Genomic DNA, 22,495 nt, shown 5'->3' with positions numbered 1-22,495 from the left:
GCATGAAAATTAAAGAAATGCCAAAGATCAAAGTCCGTAATCAAGTAGCTCTATCCCCTTTACTTCACAAAGGTGGTATGCACGAAACGGAAAAACCTCGTGCTCAACATCGCAGAGACAGACAAGACACTAAACAGCAATTGAGAAAAGGTAATTGGTAACTAATTTAAACCAAGATCGAAAGTCATTATTAAGGAGACACAGAAATGACTAAATATTTTAAAAATCGCAATAAAAAAAGCGACTCTAACGAGTCGCTTTTTTACTGTTCAAGAGCTCAAATTATTGAGCTGCTGCAGGAGCTGCCGCTTCTTGACCAGGTTGAACAACTACAGTACGGCTACCAGTGATTGTCGCGAATACACGACGGTTCATAGCACGACCTTCTTTAGTTTTGTTGTCAGCAATCGGTTGATCCCAAGCGAAACCTTGAGTAGACAAACGAGATGCATCAACGTTGTATTCGTTTACAAGAGCTGATTTAACAGAGTTAGCACGAGCTAAAGATAAACGTTCGTTCAACTTACGTGGACCAGTGTTATCTGTGTGACCTTCGATACGTGCAGTAGCGTTAGGGTATTCAGTTAACTTCTCAGCAACTTTAGCGATTTCTGGTTTGTATTGGTCTTTGATGTTTGATTTGTTAGTATCAAAGAACACACGAAGTTCCATGTTAAGGTCTTCAGTTAACTCTTGTGGTTGTGGAGCAACTGGAGTTGGTTCAACTGGAGCAACTTCTACTACAGGAGCAGCAGGCTTCAAGTGACCACCAAGAACTACGTTTAAACCAGCAAGAGCTGTATAACGCCAGTATTTTTCGTCAAAATCATAAGTACCACGAGCTTCTGTACGAAGTGATAGTGCGTCGTTCAAACGGTAGAAAGCACCAACACCGGCATTACCGATAGTGTCTTTCTTGTCTTCATAGATACCATCAAACTCAGTTTTAGTTTGACCTGCACCTAATAATACATACGGCTTGAATTTGCTGTCGTAGTTCTTAGTGATTAAGTCTGAAGTTGCGTAGAAGTTACCAGCAATAGTTTTTTGCTTATATTCAGAACCAGCTACGCCAGTACCTTCAAGATCGCCTTTAACTTGGTTATATTCAGCTTCAAAGCCTAACCAAGGAGTTAACTCAACACCTAGTGCAGCACCAACGAATAAATCATCTTGTAATTCAGCATGACTTGTTAATTTATCGTTGTTGTGGTCACTATCCTGCCAAGTATAACCTACTAGTAAAGGAGTAACAGTTACGCCCGCATTAGCAGCAGCTAATGGAGCAGCGACAAGCATAGCAAGTGCAATACGACTCAATTTCATGGATATCCTCCAGAGATAACAATTGTTGTTCAAGCTCAGCCTAAATTTATTGGCCCCTGAGATATTTTCACCCCAGTATTATTTTTAAGCTATTCACATTTGAATCATACAAACACTTGATAGACTTTCCAAGTGCTTGATAATTTTAATCAAGTAAATTATTGACAAAATTACTTACAATTTCCGTTGTAATTCGGTAATTTTTCACTCAACTAGCAAATATGAACAACTTCTTTCTTTCGCTTACGGTGATTTTACCAGTATTCTAGCATCCTGATAACCTTTATTTAATTTTGTGTTTCCTCACTATAAAAATCATTATAAATCATTGATAGAAAGCATAAAATCAAAATATTTCTTTATATATTAAGGAATTTTAATGTTTAGAACTCCCGGTTTCACGTTGTTGGAACTCACTATAACGCTCGCAATTCTTATGATCATGGCCACTATAGCGCTTCCTTTATATCATCAATTTATGGCTTCTGTAGAATTAAAAAATTCGTCTCGACTACTCACAATTCATATACAAAAAGCCAAATACGACGCAATTCTACGACATAAGAGTGTCGTACTTTGCCCAAGTGTTGATTTGTCTACATGTAATAGTAACTGGGATACAAGTCTTATAAGCTTTGTAGACACGAATCAGAATCTACAAAGAGAAAACAATGAAGAAGTATTAACCAATGTTGAACTTGCTCATCGCTACGGTTCTTTAAAATTTCAAAAGTTTGGAAAAAAACTAAATAGTATTGTATTTCAGGGCGACACAGGACTCCCACGCGAATCTAACGGCACATTTACTTACTGTTCTTATAACCAGCTTAAAAACTTTAAATTAATTCTCAGCAAAATGGGACACACCCGTTTAGAAGACCTTAAAAATTGTTAGAACTCTACAGTCTAATGCAGAAGATATCTCTCTTTGATTTTTGCAATATACTGCCTAGGTTTTAAACATTTCTTATTTTGAGATTAAGAACAATCGGAGATTACAACAATGACTGACATCGTAATTGTAAATGGTGCTCGTACTGCCATGGGTGGTTTTCAAGGATCACTATCAGGACTTACAGCGCCTGAATTGGGCGCGGTAACGATTAAAGAAGCAATCGCACGAGCAGGTTTACAGCCTACTGATGTCGAAGAAGTTATTATGGGTTGTGTACTGCCTGCTGGCCTAAAGCAAGGTCCAGCACGTCAAGCGATGCGTAAAGCTGGCTTACCAGACTCTACAGGTGCAGTAACGATTAACAAGCTTTGTGGTTCTGGCATGAAAGCTGTTATGCAAGCCGCTGATATGATTAAAGCAGGTAGTGCTGAAGTTGTTGTTGCTGGTGGCATGGAGTCTATGACAAATGCACCTTATGTTTTACCAAAAGCACGAGCTGGCTACCGCATGGGCCATGGTGAAATTAAAGATCATATGTTCTTTGACGGGCTTGAAGATGCTGAAACTGGGCGTTTAATGGGCTCGTTTGCTCAAGATATGGCCAATACTCGTGGCTATACACGTGAACAAATGGATGACTTTGCGATTCGCTCTTTGAAACGTGCTCAAACAGCAATTACTGAAGGCTATTTCAAAGATGAAATCGTTCCAGTTACCGTACCTAGTCGTAAAGGTGACGTCGTTGTTGATCAGGATGAACAACCTTTAAATGCTAAAATTGATAAAATTCCTTCACTCAAACCAGCTTTTGCAAAAGACGGTACAATTACCGCAGCGAATGCAAGTTCTATTTCGGATGGTGCGTCTGCATTAGTATTGACTTCAAGTGAAGTTGCAGCACAGCGCAGTTTACAACCACTTGCGAAAATTATTGCGACAGCGTCAAACTCTCAGCATCCTTCAGAATTTACGATCGCTCCAGTTGGTGCTATTGAAAAAGTTCTTAAAAAAGCGGGATGGAATGCTCAAGACGTCGATCTTTGGGAAATTAACGAAGCTTTTGCTATGGTTACCATGTGTCCAATTGATGATTTCAAACTTGATGCTGAGAAAGTGAATATCAATGGTGGTGCTTGTGCCCTAGGTCATCCAGTAGGTTCTACTGGTTCTCGTATTATTCTTACTCTTATTCACGCACTCAAACGTACTGGCGGTAAAAAAGGTATTGCTGCACTCTGTATCGGTGGTGGTGAGGCAACAGCGGTTGCAATTGAACTCATTTAATCCAGATTCATTATTTTTAAATCCCACTTCGGTGGGATTTTTTATGAAAAAACTACAAAAAATGACCCACAAAATCACTTTTAAGTTTTAACTTATTCCTTTAAACGAAAACAACAATGGACAATAACAATGCAACTCAATCACTATCTCAATTTCCAAGGTCAGGCAGAGCAAGCTTTTAATTTTTATAAGTCAGTATTTGGCGGTGAATTCGGTATGTTAAGCCGATATGGTGATATGCCACCTACCGAGGGCGTGACTCTATCTGAAGCCGACAAAAATCTAGTTCTGCATGTATCTCTACCAATTAATGAATACACTGTACTTATGGCCTCAGATACAAATGATCAGTTCTGTGCCCCTAACAGCGTTTTTACCCAAGGAAATAATCACTACATCTCGATCAATCTTGAAAAAGATGAGCAAGAAAAAGCAAAACAACTTTTTGATGCTTTATCTGTGAATGGTCAAATTGAAATGCCTTTAGAAAAAACGTTCTGGGGTGCATTGTACGGTGCTTTTACCGATCAGTTCGGTATAAAGTGGATGATTAACTGCCAGCTTGATACTTAATACTTCAATATATCCCTTATAGAGATACTTACTATTTCTATAAGGGCTTTAAACATCGATATTAGAATATTGCGCAATAATCATTAAACCTACAGTAATAAAACCAATTCCCACCCATCCTGCCACATCAATATTCTGACCAAGAAAAATCTTCGCCAAAAAAGCTGTTGCTAATACACCTATCCCAGACCAAAGCACATATAAGATTCCAGCTTGCATATATTTCAAAGCAATAGCAGCGCATGCAAAAGAAATAATATACAAAACCAGAGCAATACCCTGAGCTGTTTTATTGACTAAGCCATTCCCCTTAGCAGAATAAAATGTTGAGAGTACATCTGTCGCAATAGCAAAAAGTAGCCACCAAGCACCAGGATTTATTTTTGAAATTAAACCAAACATTTTTGTTCTTCAGTTGAATCATTTAAAAATTATTCATAAAAAAAGCTGAACCTGAGTTCAGCCTTTATATTTAAAAACTATTTAAGCACCAGTTTGATAACTTGCTTGCGGTACGGCTGTTGAAGCTTGGTATGGGTTGGTAAAGTCTTGCAAACCAGCTGCCGCTTCTTGCACATCTTTACCTTCTTTAATCATAAAACTATCAAAACCTGAACGTTTTAAGTAATTTAGAACATCCTTAAACACATCACCAGTTGCACGCAATTCACCTTGGAAACCTTGGCGACGCAATAGTGCAGCGAATGAATAACCACGACCATCACCAAAGCCTGCAAACTCAATGAAGATTGCATCAAGTTCACTTAATGGAAATGTGTGCTCTTCAGGTGAATCATTTACAGTTACATACAAAGCTTTTTTGCCTTGAACGTTAGCTAATTGATCAAGTTGAGCTGTTGTAACCACAACATCACCTTGGGGAATAACACCATCTTCAGCAATGATTTGATAAGTATTATCTGCAATCGTGCCATCTTTATAAAGCACTGGTAGAGCTGTATTAAGCATATGCACGCTCCTTAAATGGTTGAATTCCTACACGGCGATATGTATCAACAAAACGCTCACCTTCAGTACGCAAATCAAGATAAGTATTTAATACTTCTTCAATGACATCAGGCACAGCATCTGCTGCAAATGATGGCCCTAAGATGTCACCGATTGATGCATCATGATCAGAATTACCACCTAATGTAATTTGGTAGAATTCAGCGCCTTTCTTATCTACACCTAAAATACCGATGTTACCTACGTGGTGATGACCACAAGCATTCATACAACCAGAAATATTTAGATCTAAATGACCAAGATCATAAACTTTGTCTAAGTCATCAAAACGACGTGTAATCGCTTCAGCAATTGGAATTGATTTTGCATTTGCAAGTGAACAGAAATCACCGCCCGGGCAACTAATGATATCGGTAATAAAACCAATATGTGCACGCGCCATATTTTGTTGTTCAAGCGCTTGCCATACATCAAACAAATCTTTTTGAGGTACATCTGCCAAAGCAATGTTTTGTTCGTGAGTCGTGCGAAGTTCACCGAATGTATATTTATCAGCAAGGTCTGCAATAAAATTCATTTCTTCGGTGGTCATATCACCTGGCGCAATACCTGCACGTTTTAAAGAAATCGTAACAATACGATAGCCCTTCACTTTATGCGCATGTGTGTTGATATTAAACCACTGTTTGAATTTTGGATGCTCAGCAAACAATGCTGTGAAGTCTTCATCTGCTAAATCTTGATAGTCAAACGGTGTGAATTCTTCATCCAGTTTTTTCAAGATTTCTGGCTGAATCTTCAATGCTTCACGTGTATGTTCGAATTCAGCTTCAACTTTTTGTGCAAACACTTCAGGAGTTAATGCCTTAACTAGAATTTTGATACGCGCTTTATATTTGTTATCACGACGACCATGCAAGTTATAAACACGTAAAACCGCTTCTAAGTAAGCAATTAAATCTTCACGTGGTAAAAACTCACGGATAACGCTACCGATGATTGGGGTACGGCCTAAACCACCACCAGCCATAATCTTATAGCCGATTTCGCCTGCTTCATTACGCACGATATAAACACCAATATCGTGGAATGCAGTTGCCGCACGATCTTTTTCTTCAAGTGCAGAAACAGCAATTTTGAACTTACGTGGCAAGAATGCAAATTCTGGGTGGAATGTACTCCACTGACGAATTAACTCACATGTTGGACGTGGGTCTGCAATTTCACCAGCAACCACACCTGCATATTGGTCAGTTGTGGTGTTACGAATACAGTTACCACTGGTTTGAATGGCATGCATTTGTACAGTTGCAAGTTCAGCCAAAATGTCTGGCACATCTTCAAGTGCTGGCCAGTTTAATTGAATGTTTTGACGCGTAGATACATGTGCATAACCACGGTCATAAGCAGTTGAAACTTCGGCAACTTTACGTAACTGTTTAGAATTCATTAAGCCATACGGCACAGCTATACGCAGCATAGGCGCATAACGTTGCACATATAAACCATTTTGCAAACGTAATGGACGATATTCATCTTCAGAAAGTTTGCCAGCTAAATAGCGTTCTGTTTGATCACGGAACTGAGCAACTCGTTCATTAACCAGCTGCTGGTCGAAATCGGTATATAAATACATGGCGTATGGCTAGTAGATTCATTATTAAGGCGGATAGCATAGCGAGCTTTTATTCATCAATAAAATGCTTTTTTTGCATATTTAATAGCGGTTTTATTGATAAGCTTTAATATAAATCGACATAAAAAAGCCCGGATAAATCCAGGCCCTTTCTATAAAAGCTTTTTATTTGTTATCTGGTAAAGCATAAGCCACTAAATAGTCGCCCATTTTCGTACCAAATGAACCATGACCACCAGCCATGATTACGACATATTGCTTACCATTGATTTCATAAGTCATTGGTGTTGCTTGTCCACCTGCTGGTAAACGCGCTTCCCAAAGTTTCTTACCATTCGTGACGTTAAACGCACGTAAGTAGTTATCTTGAGTTGCACCAACAAACATGACATTACCGGCAGTAGAAATTGAACCACCTAAACCAGGCACACCAATTTTCACAGCTGGTAACTGGAACAAGTTCGGCAAACTGTCACGAATTGTACCAATACGTTTTTTCCATACCACTTCATGAGTTTTCAAATCAACGCCAGCTACATATCCCCAAGCCGGTTGTTTACAAGGTAAACCAAGCGGAGATAAGAATGCGCTAATTTCAACACCATACGGTACGCCATACATCGGTTGTACGCCCTGCTCAGTTCCTGCACCTTTTGCAGTTTGTGCACGGTTTGGATCAGCAGGAATTAAACGACTTACGAATGGCAGACCAATCGGGTTCATTACAGCAACCTGACGATCAGGGTTAACTGACATACCGCCCCATTCAAACACACCCAAGTTACCAGGGAAAACTAAAGTACCGTTTTCAGATGGTGGCGTATAAATACCATCGTAATTTAGACGTTTGAAAGATACACGACACATGAGCTGATCAAGCATAGTGGCACCCCACATGTCTTTATCAGTCAATTTATCTTGTGGTGCCAAGTTCAAGTCAGAGAATGGCTGAGTTTTTGAATAGAACTCACCTTTAGTTTGTGGTCCACGTTTAACTGTTTGTGGAACTGGTTTCTCAGTTACAGGAACAATCGGTTGACCATTACGGCGATCAAGCACAAAGGCATTACCTGTTTTCGTCAATACATAGATTGCAGGAACAGTTTGGCCAGCTTTGTTTTTGATATCAGCTAAAGATGGTTGTGATGGTACGTCCATATCCCATAAATCATGATGGGTTGTCTGGAAGTTCCACACTAATTTACCAGTAGAAGCATTAATCGCTAACATTGAGTTTGCATAACGCTCTTTCAGCTCGGTACGGTCACCACCCCAGATGTCTGGTGTACCTACACCTGTTGGTACATAAACGATATCAAGTTTTGCATCGTATGCTAAAGGTGCCCACGCGTTTGGTGAGTTATGAACAAAAGTAGTACCTTCGCCCGGCATCGCATTTGGATCTGCTGCACCAGTATCAAATACCCAAAGAAGTTTACCAGTGTTAACGTCATATCCACGAATCACACCAGATGGCTCTTTATTTGAGTAGTTATCTGTTACAGAACCAGCAATTACAACAGTTGAACCAGTCACGATACCAGGAGATGTTGGGTTGTAACCGCCTGGATACGCATATGGCATAAACTCTTGCAAGTTCACTTCACCATTTTGACCAAAGTCAGTACATGCTTTACCAGTGTCAGCATTTACAGCCACTAGACGGCCATCGTTGACTGGTACAAATACCTTACGTGGACATTGTGTAGAACTAGATTTCTTGCTTTGAAGACTCGTTGCAAACTCAGTTGTATTGTTTGCATCGTAGTACATCACACCACGACAAGTTAAATGTTGGAATGATTTATCCGTTTTAAGTTTCGGATCAAAACGCCATTTTTCTTTACCTGTAGCAGGATCAATCGCAATTAACTGCTGGTGAGCTGTACAGATAAACATGTTATTACCGATTTTAATCGGTGTAACCTGATTAGTCGTTTCGCCAGAGTCGTTATCTGTTTTTAAATCACCAGTACGTAAAGTCCAAGCAACTTTCAAGTCTTTTACGTTTTGGTCATTGATCTGTTTCAATGGAGAATAACGCACACCTGCTTGAGTACGACCATAAGCTGGCCAATCACTTTCAGCAACACCAGGCACGGCTTGAGCTGTTTCTGGTTGAGGTGTTTTGATTTCACCATTAATTTCTTGCGGATCATTGAAGATAGAATAAACCATCAACACGATTGCAATTGCTAAAGTTGAAGATAAGGCAACCTTACTTGATCCAAGGTTGTTGATTCCACGAGTTACAGCCGGAACCAATAACCATAAACCAAGAATACCTAAAATATCTAAACGTGGTGCAAGCGCCCAAAAGTCTGTTCCAACTTCCCAGACACTCCAGATAATGGTACCTAGCATTAATGCAGCATAAACCCACAAAGCAGTAGAAGCACGCTTGTAGAGTTGCCATGCAACAATGAGGAGTAATACTCCAGCTATAATGTAGTAAATTGAACCGCCTAGTGTAGCGAGCCAAATACCTCCAATTAACAGGAATAACGCCAGTAACCCAATAATAATTACGGTAAAAGTCGTTAAACCTGATCTTGAAGTAGGTTGATTCATAAACCACCTCTTATCAATCATCATTTTTATAGGAAAGATGTGCCAAGAACCTTATAGAAAAATGGCATCACCAATACATCTAAAACAAATTCAGGCATCAAGAAAAAACGGAAGGTCAGGATAATTCAATTAATGAGTTAGCCCTTGACAATCCGTTTTTCGGAGTAATTACGCTTAGAATGCAGTTGAGAATTTAATACCGCCAACCCAAGTGTTATCACCATTTTTTAATGCGCCAACATGACGAACATATTGCACATTTGGACGAATAGTTAACCAGTTAGTCGCATGAATACCGTAGTAAAGCTCGGTATTGTATTCAGTGTCATATTCTTTAGTTTGAACATCGTTCCAATCATCATTGATATGGATACGAGCCACACCGAGTGCCAACTCATCTTGAGGACGTTGATTGAGCAAACCTTTATAGACCAAGCCTACATTTTGCATATTATCAATTTTGTTGGTATCAGAGTCATGGAAAGTCAGGTTCACAAAACCTGTCAAACCGCGATCTGTTTGATCAGCAGGCTGGAATAATTTTTGTTTTGCAGTTACCCAAACACCTTGTTTATGTGAGTTTTTGGTTTCATTTGCAATTTCTTTGGCGTCAGCAGTGCTGTAGTAATAACCTAAACGGTATTCACCAGCCATACTTTGAGCACCTAATTTAGGTGACCAAACTACTTCGGCAGGAATAATTGCACCGTGAGAACCATCAGTACTTAAGTTAAAACCTTTGCCTCGGTCCAGATTTTCTGGATTGTACTCATATACACCAACTTGCGTATATAAGTCGGGTTGCAAGTTATATTTAACACGCATTGCCCATTGGCTTACTGGCCAGTTATACCACTGATCACCCACCCAGTTACCGACTTGCGAACCACAAAGCGCTAAATTCTGGAAATCACAGTCAAAACTGTTAAAGTCTTCACCTTCACCAAAACGACCGACTTTAAGGTCTAATTTTTGATCCATGAATTTTTTCTTAATCCATAAATCTGTTAAACGCCAAGTTTGCTCACGCCCCCACACTTCTTGTACCGAGCTTAAGTGCCCTGCTAAAGCTGGTGAATGTTCAGAAAGCGACTGTCCATCACGATATGTTAATGTGATTTGAGCTTCAGTATCTTGCCAACCTAAAATTTTATTTAGGTCAAAATGAGTTCCTAATGCCAGTTGCCCCGTATAAGCACTACCATGCGTAGATGTATTTTTTGAATCTAAAATACCGGCATATTCGCCGGTATATCCAAAAGAAAAATCATAACCTTGTGCTTGTAACGCGGTGCGTTGACCGTTCCAATCACCCAACATCCAAGGACTATTTGGGTCGAATGCAGCAGCAGCTTGTGCATGCTGTATAAAAAGAGTAATTGATAAAACGGATAAACAGGAAGCCATCAAGGATTTATGTGTTTTCATGTTTACATACCTTTTATGTCTTTGTTTATTAAGGGTACGCTAATTTTATGTAAAGAAATTATTCAAAATGTTAATCAATTGATTAATCTAATAATAATCTTAATACACATTGTATGAAAAATGGCCTCAGCTGTTTACCACTGCCCTTCACCAAGTTTTTGACCAATAAAGGAATATCTCATTTCCGATCTTGAAAACTTAATTGGACAAGCCAATTGTGGTTCTGTAACCGTCGCATTATTTTGCAAAGGTACATCCACAATCCATCCACGTTCTTGTGCTAAAGGCGAGTTTAAGGACTCTGTTAGGCTTAAAACAGGTTCTACACACACATCAAGATTTGCAAAAATTTCATGCCATTCTTTAAATGATTTCGTTTTGATTTTCTCTTGAATGGCTTGTTTAACTTCCTGTCGGTCTTCTACATCTAAGGAAGCGCCTTTTTGTAATAATAAAGGCAAATCAAGCGCCACTGATAAACCAGACATAAATTGTGGCTCAAGACTACCTATTGAAAAATAACGGCCATCTTGAGTCATATAATAGTCATAGAAAATGCCGCCATTGAGCATGCCATGCTCTGGTGCCTGTTCAACCTGTGCAGCAAGTGTGGCGGATGCCGCCATACTATTTAGGCTAGCAACACAATCAGTCATAGAAATATCAATATATTGTCCCATTCCACTACGTCCGCGTTCGACGACCGCAGCTAAAATCGCAATGACAGCATGAAGTGAACCACCTGCAATGTCTGCAACCTGAATACCGAGCGGTGGCGGACCACTGTCTTGTCGGCCGCTATATCCAGCAATACCAGCTAAAGCTAAATAGTTAATGTCATGCCCAGCCCTGTCTTTATAGCTTCCTGTTTGTCCATATCCTGTAATTGAACAATAAATGAGACGCGGGTTAATTTCGGCAAGTGTCGCGTAGTCTAATCCTAGACGGCGCATGACATCAGGTCGGAACTGCTCTATGACAATATCAAACTCAGAAATTTTGGCTTTAATCAGATCAATACTCGCCTTATCCTTTAAATCCAGAACAATCGACTGTTTATTTCGGTTTAGATAACTATGTGCTGTTGCTTGACCATTTGCGTATGGCGGCATGATTCGGATTAAATCAGGACGTGATGGAGATTCAATATGGATGACTTCTGCCCCCATATCGGCTAAATACATTGTGGCAAAAGGTCCTGGTAAGAGCGTCGAGAAATCGAGAACTTTAAGTCCATTTAATGCTGTCGTCATCGTATTTTTAACCACTATTATTCGAATTTTCTTTTATATTAGTTAAGCAAATATTCTAAAACAATGTCATGTTCAGCCATTTACCTTGATCATTTCGGCAATTTAACATGTAAAAAGTGCTTTTACTCTGTTGTAAATCGCCAATTTATTTTTTTAGACGGTCATTTAGGTCAATTTAAAGTGAACATCAAAGAGACTGAAGGATTCAATATGAGTCGCGATACGATTAGCATCCACTTCGTGAATGCGGCTTTGACAGGCGTAAAACGCCTTGGCATGGATGTTGAAATGCTCCTTTCACATGTGGGTATTGAAGCGGAATTATTACGTCAACCTAAAGCTCGAATCTCACCAGAACAATATACTCGATTTATAAAAATGTTGTGGATGGTCACACAGGATGAACACGTTGGATTTGACGTACAACCGCGTCGTCTGGGCACTTTTGCCATTATGTGTCAGTTGATTATTCACGCAAAAACATTGGGCCAAGCCCTTGAACTGTCATCTCAATTCTACAAATTATTTGGCGATGAATGGTCTGTAACTCTAGAGCGTGACAAACATGAAGCACGTCTAGTTCCCCTCATTCCAAAAACTTTAGATCCAGACCATTTCATTACTGAAAGCATGCTCATGATTTGGCACGGTCTAGCATCATGGTTGATTGAACGTCGTTTGCCATTAGAACGTGTTCATTTTAGCTATCCACGTCCTGCACATGCCGATGAATATGATGCATTATTTTTTGCACCAGTTATGCAGTTTGATGCACCACGTACTGAAATTACCTTTGCAGCTGATTATCTTGATTTGCCAATCCGCCAAGATGAGAAAACGCTAGAAGAATTCTTAAAAGCAGCTCCTGCTCAGCTTTTAGTAAAATTCAAAAACACCAACTCGCTAACTTCTCGTATTCGTGAAGTGCTCAAAAGCCAAATTGGTGAAGAAATGCCAACGCTTAATGACGTGGCATCAATGTTGTATTTATCTCCGCAAACCTTACGCCGCCGCTTGGCTGCCGAAGGTAAAAGCTACCAAGGCGTAAAAGATGCCCTACGCCGAGATGCTGCGATTCACTTGTTACTCAACCCTGAGTTAACACTTGAAGATGTTGCTCAACAAGTTGGTTTTAGTGAAACCAGTACGTTCCACCGCGCATTTAAAAAGTGGACGGGTGTAACTCCTGGCCTATATCGCCAGCTACATGGTTATCACTAACTCTTAAATCTCTTTAGTTTCACATTTAGCCCAAGTTCAACTTGGGCTTTTTTGTATTTCTATTGGCAAAAATCATCACCTGACTGGTGCGCTTATCGTCATTGCGTTGCCTTTTAAAACCAGTACACTCAAAACACAACAAAGTTTAAGTAATAAAAAAGGAACTGTTATGAGCGAGGCTTATATTATTGATGCCATTCGCACCCCACGCGGAAAAGGAAAAAAAGATGGCTCTCTTTACGAAGTAAAACCAATTACCTTACTCACCACATTATTAAATGAATTACAGCAGCGCCATCAACTCGATACCTCTAAAGTTGACGATATTGTTTTGGGCTGCGTAACACCAATTGGCGATCAAGGTGGTGATATTGCCAAAACAGCAGCGATTGCAGCAGGTTGGAATGATGATGTTGCTGGGGTGCAAATCAATCGCTTTTGTGCATCAGGCTTAGAAGCAGTCAATATGGCAGCAATGAAAGTCCGCTCTGGTTGGGAAGATTTAGTGGTTGCTGGTGGCGTTGAATCAATGTCACGCATTCCAATGGGTTCTGATGGCGGACCGTGGGCGTTAGACCCTGAAACAAACCTTAAATCATCATTTGTTCCGCAAGGTATTGGGGCCGACCTCATCGCAACCTTAGATGGCTATAGCCGTGAAGATGTTGATAATTTCGCTGTGAAATCACAACAAAAAGCTGCGGCAGCTCAATCAAATGGTTATTTCGACCAATCAGTTGTGCCGGTAAAAGATCACTCAGGTGTGGTGATTTTAGAGAAAGATGAATTTATTAAAGGCAATACCACACTCGAAGGTCTAACGAAGCTCAACCCAAGCTTTGAAATGATGGGGCAAATGGGCTTTGATGCAGTTGCTTTACAAAAATATCCAGAAGCACAAAAAATCAATCATGTTCACCATGCAGGTAATTCATCAGGCATTGTCGATGGAGCAGCTGTAGTTTTATTAGCTTCTGAAAAAGCTGTCAAAGAACAAAATTTAAAACCACGCGCTAAAGTTTTGGCGACTGCATTGGTTGGTACCGACCCAACCATCATGCTGACTGGCCCTGCGCCTGCTGCACGTAAAGCTTTAGAAAAAGCTGGGCTTACGATTGATGATATTGACCTATTTGAAGTTAATGAGGCATTTGCGGCAGTTGTTATGCGTTTTATTAATGAACTCAACGTCCCAGCTGAGAAAGTCAACGTAAATGGCGGTGCGATTGCTTTAGGTCATCCATTAGGGGCAACAGGTGCCATGATTTTAGGCACTTTACTTGATGAGCTTGAACGACAAGATAAAAAGCGCGGTTTAGCGACCCTCTGTGTTGGCGGTGGGATGGGTATTGCCACCATTATTGAACGCGTATAAAAATTAGGGATATAGAAGATGAGTGCAATTCAATACGAAAAAAATGCCGACAATATTGTCATTTTAACGCTTGATTCAACTGGTCAATCTGCGAACACCATGAATGCCGAGTTTCGTGACTCGCTCGATGAAGCGACTCAGAAGCTTAAAGCAGAAACAGAACTTTCAGGTGTTATTTTCCGCTCGGCTAAAAAAACTTTCTTTGCAGGCGGTGATTTAGATGAACTGATTCAAGTTCAGCCTGAACATGCAACTGACTTTTTCAACATGGTTGAAAAGCTAAAAGGTCATTTACGTACAATTGAAACGCTTGGTATTCCAGTCGTTGCAGCATTAAATGGCACAGCACTTGGCGGTGGTTGGGAAATCGCATTAAGTTGCCATCACCGTATTGCAATCAATGACCCGAAAAGCAAATTTGGCTTACCAGAAGTTACTTTAGGTTTACTACCAGGCGGCGGTGGTATTGTACGTATGGTACGTTTGCTTGGGCTTCAAAATGCGTTCCCATTTTTAATGGAAGGCAAACAGTTCGGTGTTGATAAAGCAAAATCTTTAGGCTTAATTCATGACACTGCCGAAAATGAACAAGAACTTTTAGATAAAGCAATTGCTTGGATCAAGGCCAATCCAAAATCTCAGCAGCCCTTTGATGTGAAGGGTTATAAAATTCCGGGTGGTGATCCAAAAACTCCAGCAGTTGCACAAGTTCTTGCAATTGCCCCAGCCATGTTAAGAGACAAAACCAAAGGTTGTTACCCTGCCCCTGAAGCGATTATGGCTGCCGCAGTTGAAGGTGCTCAAGTTGATGTTGATACAGCGTTGCGCATCGAGTCTCGCTACTTTACTCAGCTTACCACAGGCCAAATTTCTAAAAATATGATCGGCACTTTCTGGCATGGTCTAAATGCAATTAAGTCTGGTGCGAGCCGCCCTGCTGACGTTGCAAAATGGCAAGCCACTAAAGTAGGTGTGTTGGGTGCAGGCATGATGGGTGCGGGCATTGCCTATTCAACAGCCATTAAAGGCATTCCAGTTGTACTTAAAGATGTATCTGTTGAAAATGCAGAGAAAGGCAAAGCGTATTCACAAAAGCTCTTAGATAAACGCGTTTCACAAGGCCGCATGACCGCAGAAAAACGTGATCAGGTTTTATCGCTCATTACGGCTACAGCTTCTGCCGAAGACTTACAAGGTTGTGATTTAATTATTGAAGCCGTATTTGAGAATCAAGAACTTAAAGCTAAAGTCACTCAAGAAGCCGAGCAATATCTAGCGCCTAACGGTGTGATGGCATCAAACACCTCAACCCTACCAATTACAGGTTTAGCGCAAGCAAGTAAGGATGATAAAGCTTTTATCGGTCTGCATTTCTTTAGCCCTGTCGACAAAATGCAGTTGGTCGAGATTATTAAAGGTAAAAACACCTCCGCAGAGACACTTGCCAAAGCTTATGACTTTGTACAACAAATTGGAAAAACACCGATTGTTGTTAATGATAGCCGTGGTTTCTTTACCAGTCGTGTGTTTGGTACGTTCATTCAAGAAGGTATGCGCCTGCTTGCTGAAGGCGTCCACCCAGCGCGTATAGAAATGGCTGCACTGAAAGCGGGTATGCCAGTTGGCCCCCTCGCTATTCAAGATGAAGTATCTTTAACATTAACCGAACATGTTGCCAGTGAAGCACGCAAAGCTCTTCAGGCCGAAGGAAAAGATTTACCTAAAACTTCTGTAGATGAAGTGGTTCACACCATGATTCATGAGTTAAACCGTAAAGGTAAAGCTGCTGGAGCTGGTTTTTATGAATACCCTGAAAATGGTAAAAAGCATCTATGGGAAGGCCTAAACCGCTGGAAAAAAGAACATGATATTTCTGAACAAGATATGATTGATCGCATTCTGTTTGTACAGGCCTTAGATACTTTACGTTGTTATGAAGAAGGCGTACTGGAGTCTGTAATTGATGCCAATATCGGTTCTATCTTTGGGATTGGTTATGCACCTTGGACTGGAGGAGCAATTCAATTCCTAAATCAGTATGGTACTGATAAAGCACAAAAACGCGCAGAAGAATTGGCTGCCAAATATGGTGAACGTTTTACACCACCAGCTTTACTAAAAACTAAAGCTGAGCAGAAACAAAATATTCAGTAACTTAGTCCTATTGAATATTTAAAAAACTGCATAAACCTTACCCATATAAATATATTTTATTTATATGGGTTTTTCTTTATGACCTTTAAGATTTCAGCCCCCTGCCTAAATATGCTATAAATAGACTTCATTTTTGTGCTTCTATAGCACATTCGAGAAATTCTTATGTCCGATAAAAATTCTTCCGAGTCAGCAATTTTAGGCTGGAAATTTGTTCTGATCGTTGGTGTTTTAAGTGCGATTTTCCTTGGCTTTTTCTATTTAGCAATGAGTAATGAACCTGACTATATGCCAGGTGCACAGCGCAAAGCTCAACAAGAGCAAATGCAGCAAAAGGCTGAACACTCTACAGAGCAACATGCTCAACATAGTGACAACATGCCTGAAATGGATATGCAAGAACATAAGCAATCAACTCAGTAACCAGATATTTTTCAAATGACAGATTTTTCCCGCAACGCACTGGTTGTAGAAGGTGGAGGCATGCGTGGTGCCTTTACCAGTGGTGTACTTGACTCATTTTTACAACAGCAGTTTAATCCTTTCGATTTATATGTTGGTGTATCATCTGGTTCAACCAATGTGGCTAATTACTTGGCAGGCCAGCAAGGCCGCACTCTAACGTTTTATATTGATCACTCACTTCGTCCTGAATTCATCGATTACAAACGCTTTTTTAAAGGCGGTGATTTACTTGATTTAAAATGGATGTGGGAAATTGGTGAGCAAGAGCATCCTCTTGATCAACAGAGTCTTTTTGCCAAAAATCCTGATTTTTATATGGTGTTGACGCATGCTAAAACAGGCCATGCAGAATATCTTCGTGCGGGTAAAGATAATTTGCTAAATGCGCTTCGTGCTTCTAGCTCAATTCCAGTTTTAACGCGTCATCCCGTCGATATTATGGGTGAACCTTATTTTGATGGTGGTGTTGCAGATGCCTTACCCGTTCGCTGGACAGCTCAGCAAAGTGGCGTCAAAAAACTGTTAGTTTTACGCACTCGCCCGAAAAATTACTTCAAGGCAAGTAGTCGAGGTGATCAATTCCTCGCAAAATATGCGTTTAAACATCATTATGGTTTCGCTAGTAGCTTGCGTAGCCGCTGTGCTCGTTATAACGCTTCGGTCGATTTTGTTCGTGGTGAAAATCCAGACCAGCAAATTCTAGAAGTGTGCCCACCGCCTCTTAAAAATATGGCTGGCCGTTTAACTACCAATCCGAAAAAGCTTCGTTATAGTTATGAAGTTGGTTTAGAGACTGGCTTACAGGCAATTGAAAACTGGCATGCAATGAAATAAATCTAAATTGAGACTTCTAAAAAGAAGTCTCAATTTAACCCTAAAACCATATCAATATGTGGAATGCCACAGTCTTGGTAAACTTCGCCTTGTACTTTAAAGCCTAAAGCTTCGTAAAAAGCGGTCACATAGGTTTGCGCTGAAAGCTTTAAGTAGGGCAGTTTATGATGACGCGCATATTCAATAATATGCTGCATTAAAATTTTACCTATACCCTGCTTTCGATAAGGCATTAAAACAGCAACACGCCCTACGCTATGCTGCGGCAACAAACGTGCTGTAGCGATAGGCTGCTCTTTGTCAGAGACAATAAAATGTAGAACAACTGCATCCAAGTCGTCCCATTCATCTTCAGGTGCAATTCCCTGTTCTTGGATAAAGACTTGTTCACGGATGTATTTGGCATCTTGCTCAAGCTGTTCCCAATCACCCTCTATGATTTTATACATCCGCACACCGTCCTAGCATTTGCAGCCAATATTTTCGATCGGCAACTGGTCTTGTAATAACAATTCTAGTGTGTGTTTCTTAATCCCATACATTTCTTTCAATGCTTGGATTTGAGCCATAATCTTGGTGTCAGGCTGTGAAACGTTTTTGCGTTTTGTCGCCAAAATCATTTTATTTTTGCTGGTATGTTCAAGCGATACAAACTCAAAAACTTTGGTTTCATAACCATACGCTTTTAAAAGTAACGCACGTAAAGTGTCAGTCAGCATCTCAGCTTGTTGTCCAGCATGAATACCAAACTGTAGCATTGGTTGTAAAACTTCTGGGCTATGTAATTGAGGGCGTATCTCTTTGTGGCAACATGGCGCACACATAATCATCGAAGCGTTTAAACGGATTCCAGTATGAATAGCAAAATCTGTCGCAATATCACATGCGTGTAAGGCAATCATTACATCCAGCTTTTCCGGTTGATAACTACGAACGTCACCTTCAAAAAAGTCTAAGTGGTTAAAATGCACTTTGTCTGCAACGTTCTGGCAAAATTCCACCAAATTACGGCGCAGCTCTACACCAGTAATCAATGGTGTTTTCTGCTGTTGTTGCAGATAATCATACAATGCAAAAGTTAAATAACCTTTACCTGATCCAAAATCGACAATGCGTAACTCCTGTTGAGATGCATCAATCTGTTCGTAGGCACTTGCAAAAATTTCGATAAATTTATTAATCTGTTTCCATTTACGAGCCATGCTTGGAATGACCTGAGCTTTTTCATCAGTAATACCCAGCTCTTTTAAAAATGCATTTCCCTGCTGTACATAACGCTGCTTTTCACGGTCATGCGCCTGAACCGTTTGTGTCGTATTTACAGCCTGCTTTTTACCCATATTTAACATGGCTTTTTTCTTATTTTTTTTAAGTTGAATTTCTTGAGTAGTCGAAAATAAGTTTGCTTGCTTACACTGAGTGATTAATTGCTCAATCTGCTGCAAGCCTTCTTGAAATGAATAGTTTTTAGTCACATCTTGAGTCGTGTGATGGTATAGAGCTGAAAGCTGCTTTTGACCATGTAGCTCTACAACGCGGAAAGTAATTTTTTCCAGCTGCGCCAACTCTCCCTTATATTGGCTCAAGATCAAACGCTCAAAAGCTTGTTGGTCAAGCATTTGCTTGATTTCATGAAAGAATTGCTGTTCTTGCTCAAAGGAGAAAACCGACACGGATATACCTAAAAAATGAAGACTCATATAAAATAGAAGTTTAAAGGGTCTAGGATTAAAAATAAAATAACTTTACGACTGTTTTGTATTTCTATACATTTGTATTTTTAATCAAAAAAATTAAAGTTATGAGTAAATCTGTGTTGGAAACTTACGATCCAAAAGAAGAACTATTTAATGCCTATAGTCATGGTGCTGGTGTTGTTATGGCAGTTGTAGCTTCTATCTTTTTAATTATAAAGGGATCTTATCTTTCAACTGCTCAGTGGGTGGGTTTATGGGTATATTCATTTAGCCTAATTTTAGTTTTTACCAGTTCTACACTCTATCATTTTGCTCAAACACAAAACCTACGCTACTGGTATAAAAAACTCGACCACACCGCCATTTATTATTTAATTGCTGGAACATATACCCCATTCTTAAGCATTGCTATACCTACACAAAAAGCTCATATTTTACTTATTGCTCTCTGGAGCATTGCTGCAATTGGTACACTTTTCAAGTTAGTTTTTATTCATCGTTTTCAGAAAATTTCGCTACTCGCTTATGTTCTTATGGGTTGGCTTGCTGTTTTTGTTATGGATGATATGCGCACCTATCTAAGTAAAGACGCGTTGATTTTGTTAATTATTGGCGGATTAGCTTATACGGTTGGAGCATTGTTTTACGCGTTAAAAAAGGTAAGATATACCCATGCGATCTGGCATATTTTTGTGCTTTTAGGTGCAGGGGCACATTTTCTTGCAATCTATTGGTACGTAGTTTAGTCCATTTTTCACTCATATTCAGTGATCCTGAAAGAGTCATGGATGATGTTCTTTCACGCTATTCTTTGAGAAAAATACGTCTTTAAAAAGAGTAGTCATTAAAAATAAATTTTAACGGATATAAGGACTTATATGGAGTCAACCTCTGCGACTGCTGCTCCTGTAGTAGCCACTAATTCAAAAACACGAGTTTTGTTTGCAAGCTTAGTCGGTACAACTATTGAGTTCTTCGACTTTTATATCTATGCAACAGCTGCCGTGATTATCTTTCCTCACCTATTTTTCCCTGCTAGTAGTGGCAGTGCCGCAGTCTTACAATCTCTGGCAACCTTTGCAATTGCCTTTATTGCTCGTCCTATCGGTGCCGCATTATTTGGCCATCTAGGAGATCGTATTGGTCGTAAAGCCACATTAGTTGCAGCTTTATTGACCATGGGTATTTCAACGGTATGTATTGGTTTACTTCCAACCTATGCCCAAATCGGAATTGTCGCACCATTACTATTAGCTGTTTGTCGTTTAGGACAAGGCTTAGGTTTAGGCGGTGAATGGAGCGGCGCAGTATTATTAGCGACTGAAAATGCCCCAGAAGGTAAAAGAGCATGGTACGGCATGTTTCCGCAGCTAGGTGCTCCAATTGGCTTTATTTTAGCAACAGGTTCTTTCTTATTATTAAGTGCAGTTATTCCTGAGCAAGCATTCATGCAATGGGGCTGGCGTATTCCATTCATTGCCAGTGCTGTATTGGTTATTGTTGGCTTATATATCCGTTTAAAACTTCATGAAACTCCAGCTTTCCAGAAAGTCTTAGATAAGCAAAAAGAAGTTAATATTCCATTTAAAGAAGTTTTAACCAAACATACAGGTAAGCTTATTCTTGGTACAGTTGCAGCCATTTGTACCTTTGTTGTGTTCTATCTTACTACCGTATTTGCTTTAAACTGGGGAACCACAAAGCTTGGATATGCGCGTGGTGAATTCTTAGAACTTCAATTGTTTGCCACACTTTGCTTTGCCGCATTTATTCCTTTATCTGCTATTTTTGCAGAAAAATTTGGTCGAAAAACAACTTCTATTGGCGTTTGTATTGCTGCTGCGATTTTCGGCTTGTTCTTCTCTAGTATGTTAGAGTCTGGAAATACCTTAATCGTATTCCTTTTCTTATGTACAGGCTTAGCAATTATGGGCTTAACCTATGGTCCGATTGGTACAGTTCTTTCTGAACTTTTCCCAACCTCGGTTCGTTATACAGGTTCAGCATTAACCTTTAACTTGGCTGGTATTTTTGGTGCATCCTTTGCCCCACTCATTGCGACTAAGCTTGCTGAAACTTATGGTTTATATGCAGTTGGTTACTATCTTACTGCTGCATCACTTTTATCATTAGTTGCGTTCTTACTCATTCGTGAAACGAAAAATGATGATGTAAATAATCAGATTTAAAGTTTTAAAGACACCCCTATAAAAAAGCCAGTTCAATTTGAACTGGCTTTTTTATACGTATATGAATTAGTTCATTGATGCAGGATTTGCTGGAGCAACACTATTTGTTGCAGCTGGCACTGTTACACTGCTTGCTGCAACTGCTGCTGGTCCTGCTACTGCTGCTTCACCAATTAAAGCAACTTTTGCTTTTTCTTGGCTTTTTGCAGAGAGAGCAGGGTTACTTGCCACAATACGATTAATGTTTGCTGAGTTTGCTGGAGCAATCGCAGTAGTTTGTAAAATAATTGGGCGATTACCTGTGTTACCCAACGTATAGCGAATACCTGTACGTGGACTAATCACTGTAGTATTTTCTTGCTTCACTACAGCTTGAGCCGAAGTTGGGCCTTTTGCTGCAAGTACTTTGTCAACCGTTGTCGTTTGAGGGGCTGAAGCTGCTTCTGCTGCAAAAACAAAACTTGGTACAGCAAGAACAGTTAAAAATAAAGGTTGTAATACTTTTTTCATTGTCTTTCCAACATACACTCTGGATGAGAAGTAAATAGCATTTAATGCTTAAAACTGCAAACATTATTCACAGGCTTACTACAAACATAAAAAAAGCAGAACAATTGTTCTGCTT

The 22,495-nt window shown here is 39.9% G+C and carries 21 protein-coding genes; 11 read left to right on the top strand and 10 right to left on the bottom strand.

Annotated features, from left to right (window positions below; genetic code table 11):
• Positions 1 to 2 precede the first annotated feature (2 nt).
• Entirely contained in the window at positions 3 to 161 is a 159-nt protein-coding gene (locus RMB06_RS09315) for a hypothetical protein (protein ID WP_017402640.1), read from the top strand.
• 121 nt (positions 162 to 282) lie between these two features.
• Here RMB06_RS09315 and omp38 read toward each other — a convergent pair whose 3' ends face one another.
• Positions 283 to 1,326 (bottom strand): outer membrane protein Omp38, encoded by a 1,044-nt coding sequence (gene omp38 / locus RMB06_RS09310; protein ID WP_014207589.1) that lies wholly within the window; start codon positions 1,324 to 1,326, stop codon positions 283 to 285.
• 379 nt (positions 1,327 to 1,705) lie between these two features.
• Here omp38 and RMB06_RS09305 point away from each other — a divergent pair, with 379 nt between their 5' ends.
• The 3 genes from RMB06_RS09305 (at position 1,706) to RMB06_RS09295 (ending at position 4,078) form a co-directional block, all read left to right on the top strand.
• Positions 1,706 to 2,221 carry a GspH/FimT family pseudopilin gene (locus tag RMB06_RS09305; RefSeq protein WP_311079170.1) on the top strand — a complete coding sequence of 172 codons (516 nt, stop codon included), beginning with the start codon at positions 1,706 to 1,708 and terminating at the stop codon, positions 2,219 to 2,221.
• Positions 2,222 to 2,329: 108 nt separating this feature from the next.
• Complete coding sequence (locus RMB06_RS09300) at positions 2,330 to 3,505, top strand: thiolase family protein (protein WP_170248313.1); 1,176 nt, start codon at positions 2,330 to 2,332, stop codon at positions 3,503 to 3,505.
• A 129-nt stretch (positions 3,506 to 3,634) separates the two neighbouring features.
• Positions 3,635 to 4,078, top strand: a complete 444-nt coding sequence (locus RMB06_RS09295; RefSeq protein WP_017392465.1) for a VOC family protein — start codon at positions 3,635 to 3,637, stop codon at positions 4,076 to 4,078.
• A 48-nt stretch (positions 4,079 to 4,126) separates the two neighbouring features.
• On the opposite strand, the gene RMB06_RS09290 is transcribed toward RMB06_RS09295, so the two are convergent.
• From RMB06_RS09290 to RMB06_RS09265, 6 genes are all read right to left on the bottom strand, one after another.
• Positions 4,127 to 4,480 carry a multidrug efflux SMR transporter gene (locus RMB06_RS09290; protein WP_017385603.1) on the bottom strand — a complete coding sequence of 118 codons (354 nt, stop codon included), beginning with the start codon at positions 4,478 to 4,480 and terminating at the stop codon, positions 4,127 to 4,129.
• An 81-nt stretch (positions 4,481 to 4,561) separates the two neighbouring features.
• Positions 4,562 to 5,047 (bottom strand): DUF934 domain-containing protein, encoded by a 486-nt coding sequence (locus RMB06_RS09285; RefSeq protein WP_130173375.1) that lies wholly within the window; start codon positions 5,045 to 5,047, stop codon positions 4,562 to 4,564.
• Entirely contained in the window at positions 5,040 to 6,683 is a 1,644-nt protein-coding gene (locus RMB06_RS09280) for a nitrite/sulfite reductase (RefSeq protein WP_004789205.1), read from the bottom strand. The genes RMB06_RS09285 and RMB06_RS09280 overlap by 8 nt, the downstream gene beginning before the upstream one ends.
• A gap of 165 nt (positions 6,684 to 6,848) precedes the next feature.
• Entirely contained in the window at positions 6,849 to 9,254 is a 2,406-nt protein-coding gene (locus RMB06_RS09275; protein WP_017400275.1) for a glucose/quinate/shikimate family membrane-bound PQQ-dependent dehydrogenase, read from the bottom strand.
• 174 nt (positions 9,255 to 9,428) lie between these two features.
• A complete protein-coding gene (locus tag RMB06_RS09270) occupies positions 9,429 to 10,661 on the bottom strand; it encodes a carbohydrate porin (protein WP_311079221.1) in 1,233 nt (410 codons plus the stop codon).
• A 155-nt stretch (positions 10,662 to 10,816) separates the two neighbouring features.
• On the bottom strand, positions 10,817 to 11,935 hold the full coding sequence (locus RMB06_RS09265; RefSeq protein ID WP_086265204.1) for a CaiB/BaiF CoA-transferase family protein: 1,119 nt from the start codon (positions 11,933 to 11,935) through the stop codon (positions 10,817 to 10,819).
• Positions 11,936 to 12,145: 210 nt separating this feature from the next.
• On the opposite strand from RMB06_RS09265, the gene RMB06_RS09260 reads away from it, so the two are divergent.
• From RMB06_RS09260 to RMB06_RS09240, 5 genes are all read left to right on the top strand, one after another.
• Positions 12,146 to 13,156: an AraC family transcriptional regulator gene (locus RMB06_RS09260; RefSeq protein WP_002116561.1), complete on the top strand. Its 1,011-nt coding sequence runs from the start codon at positions 12,146 to 12,148 to the stop codon at positions 13,154 to 13,156.
• A 169-nt stretch (positions 13,157 to 13,325) separates the two neighbouring features.
• Complete coding sequence (locus RMB06_RS09255; RefSeq protein WP_284089965.1) at positions 13,326 to 14,531, top strand: acetyl-CoA C-acetyltransferase; 1,206 nt, start codon at positions 13,326 to 13,328, stop codon at positions 14,529 to 14,531.
• Between the two features lie 18 nt (positions 14,532 to 14,549).
• Entirely contained in the window at positions 14,550 to 16,685 is a 2,136-nt protein-coding gene (locus RMB06_RS09250; protein WP_311079168.1) for a 3-hydroxyacyl-CoA dehydrogenase NAD-binding domain-containing protein, read from the top strand.
• A gap of 165 nt (positions 16,686 to 16,850) precedes the next feature.
• Complete coding sequence (locus tag RMB06_RS09245; protein ID WP_001280981.1) at positions 16,851 to 17,108, top strand: hypothetical protein; 258 nt, start codon at positions 16,851 to 16,853, stop codon at positions 17,106 to 17,108.
• Between the two features lie 15 nt (positions 17,109 to 17,123).
• Positions 17,124 to 17,984, top strand: a complete 861-nt coding sequence (locus RMB06_RS09240) for a patatin family protein (RefSeq protein WP_311079166.1) — start codon at positions 17,124 to 17,126, stop codon at positions 17,982 to 17,984.
• A 29-nt stretch (positions 17,985 to 18,013) separates the two neighbouring features.
• Here the strand turns inward: RMB06_RS09240 and RMB06_RS09235 are convergent, their stop codons facing one another.
• Both RMB06_RS09235 and RMB06_RS09230 read right to left on the bottom strand, forming a co-directional pair.
• Positions 18,014 to 18,433 carry a GNAT family N-acetyltransferase gene (locus tag RMB06_RS09235; RefSeq protein ID WP_311079164.1) on the bottom strand — a complete coding sequence of 140 codons (420 nt, stop codon included), beginning with the start codon at positions 18,431 to 18,433 and terminating at the stop codon, positions 18,014 to 18,016.
• A 12-nt stretch (positions 18,434 to 18,445) separates the two neighbouring features.
• Positions 18,446 to 19,657: an SAM-dependent methyltransferase gene (locus tag RMB06_RS09230; RefSeq protein ID WP_202733267.1), complete on the bottom strand. Its 1,212-nt coding sequence runs from the start codon at positions 19,655 to 19,657 to the stop codon at positions 18,446 to 18,448.
• A gap of 128 nt (positions 19,658 to 19,785) precedes the next feature.
• On the opposite strand from RMB06_RS09230, the gene RMB06_RS09225 reads away from it, so the two are divergent.
• A complete protein-coding gene (locus tag RMB06_RS09225) occupies positions 19,786 to 20,427 on the top strand; it encodes a hemolysin III family protein (RefSeq protein WP_031944657.1) in 642 nt (213 codons plus the stop codon).
• A 132-nt stretch (positions 20,428 to 20,559) separates the two neighbouring features.
• Positions 20,560 to 21,870 carry an MFS transporter gene (locus tag RMB06_RS09220; protein ID WP_002116183.1) on the top strand — a complete coding sequence of 437 codons (1,311 nt, stop codon included), beginning with the start codon at positions 20,560 to 20,562 and terminating at the stop codon, positions 21,868 to 21,870.
• Positions 21,871 to 21,936: 66 nt separating this feature from the next.
• Here the strand turns inward: RMB06_RS09220 and RMB06_RS09215 are convergent, their stop codons facing one another.
• The gene (locus RMB06_RS09215; protein WP_075383739.1) at positions 21,937 to 22,380 is read right to left on the bottom strand and encodes a hypothetical protein; all 444 of its coding nucleotides are present in this window, start codon (positions 22,378 to 22,380) and stop codon (positions 21,937 to 21,939) included.
• Between the last annotated feature and the right edge of the window lie 115 nt (positions 22,381 to 22,495).

The sequence above is a fragment of the Acinetobacter sp. V104_13 genome (assembly GCF_031798995.1).
In the GTDB taxonomy this organism is placed as follows: Bacteria; Pseudomonadota; Gammaproteobacteria; order Pseudomonadales; family Moraxellaceae; genus Acinetobacter; species Acinetobacter pittii.
Note: the sequence above shows the minus strand (reverse complement) of the source record. Positions and strands in the feature narration are given on the sequence as shown.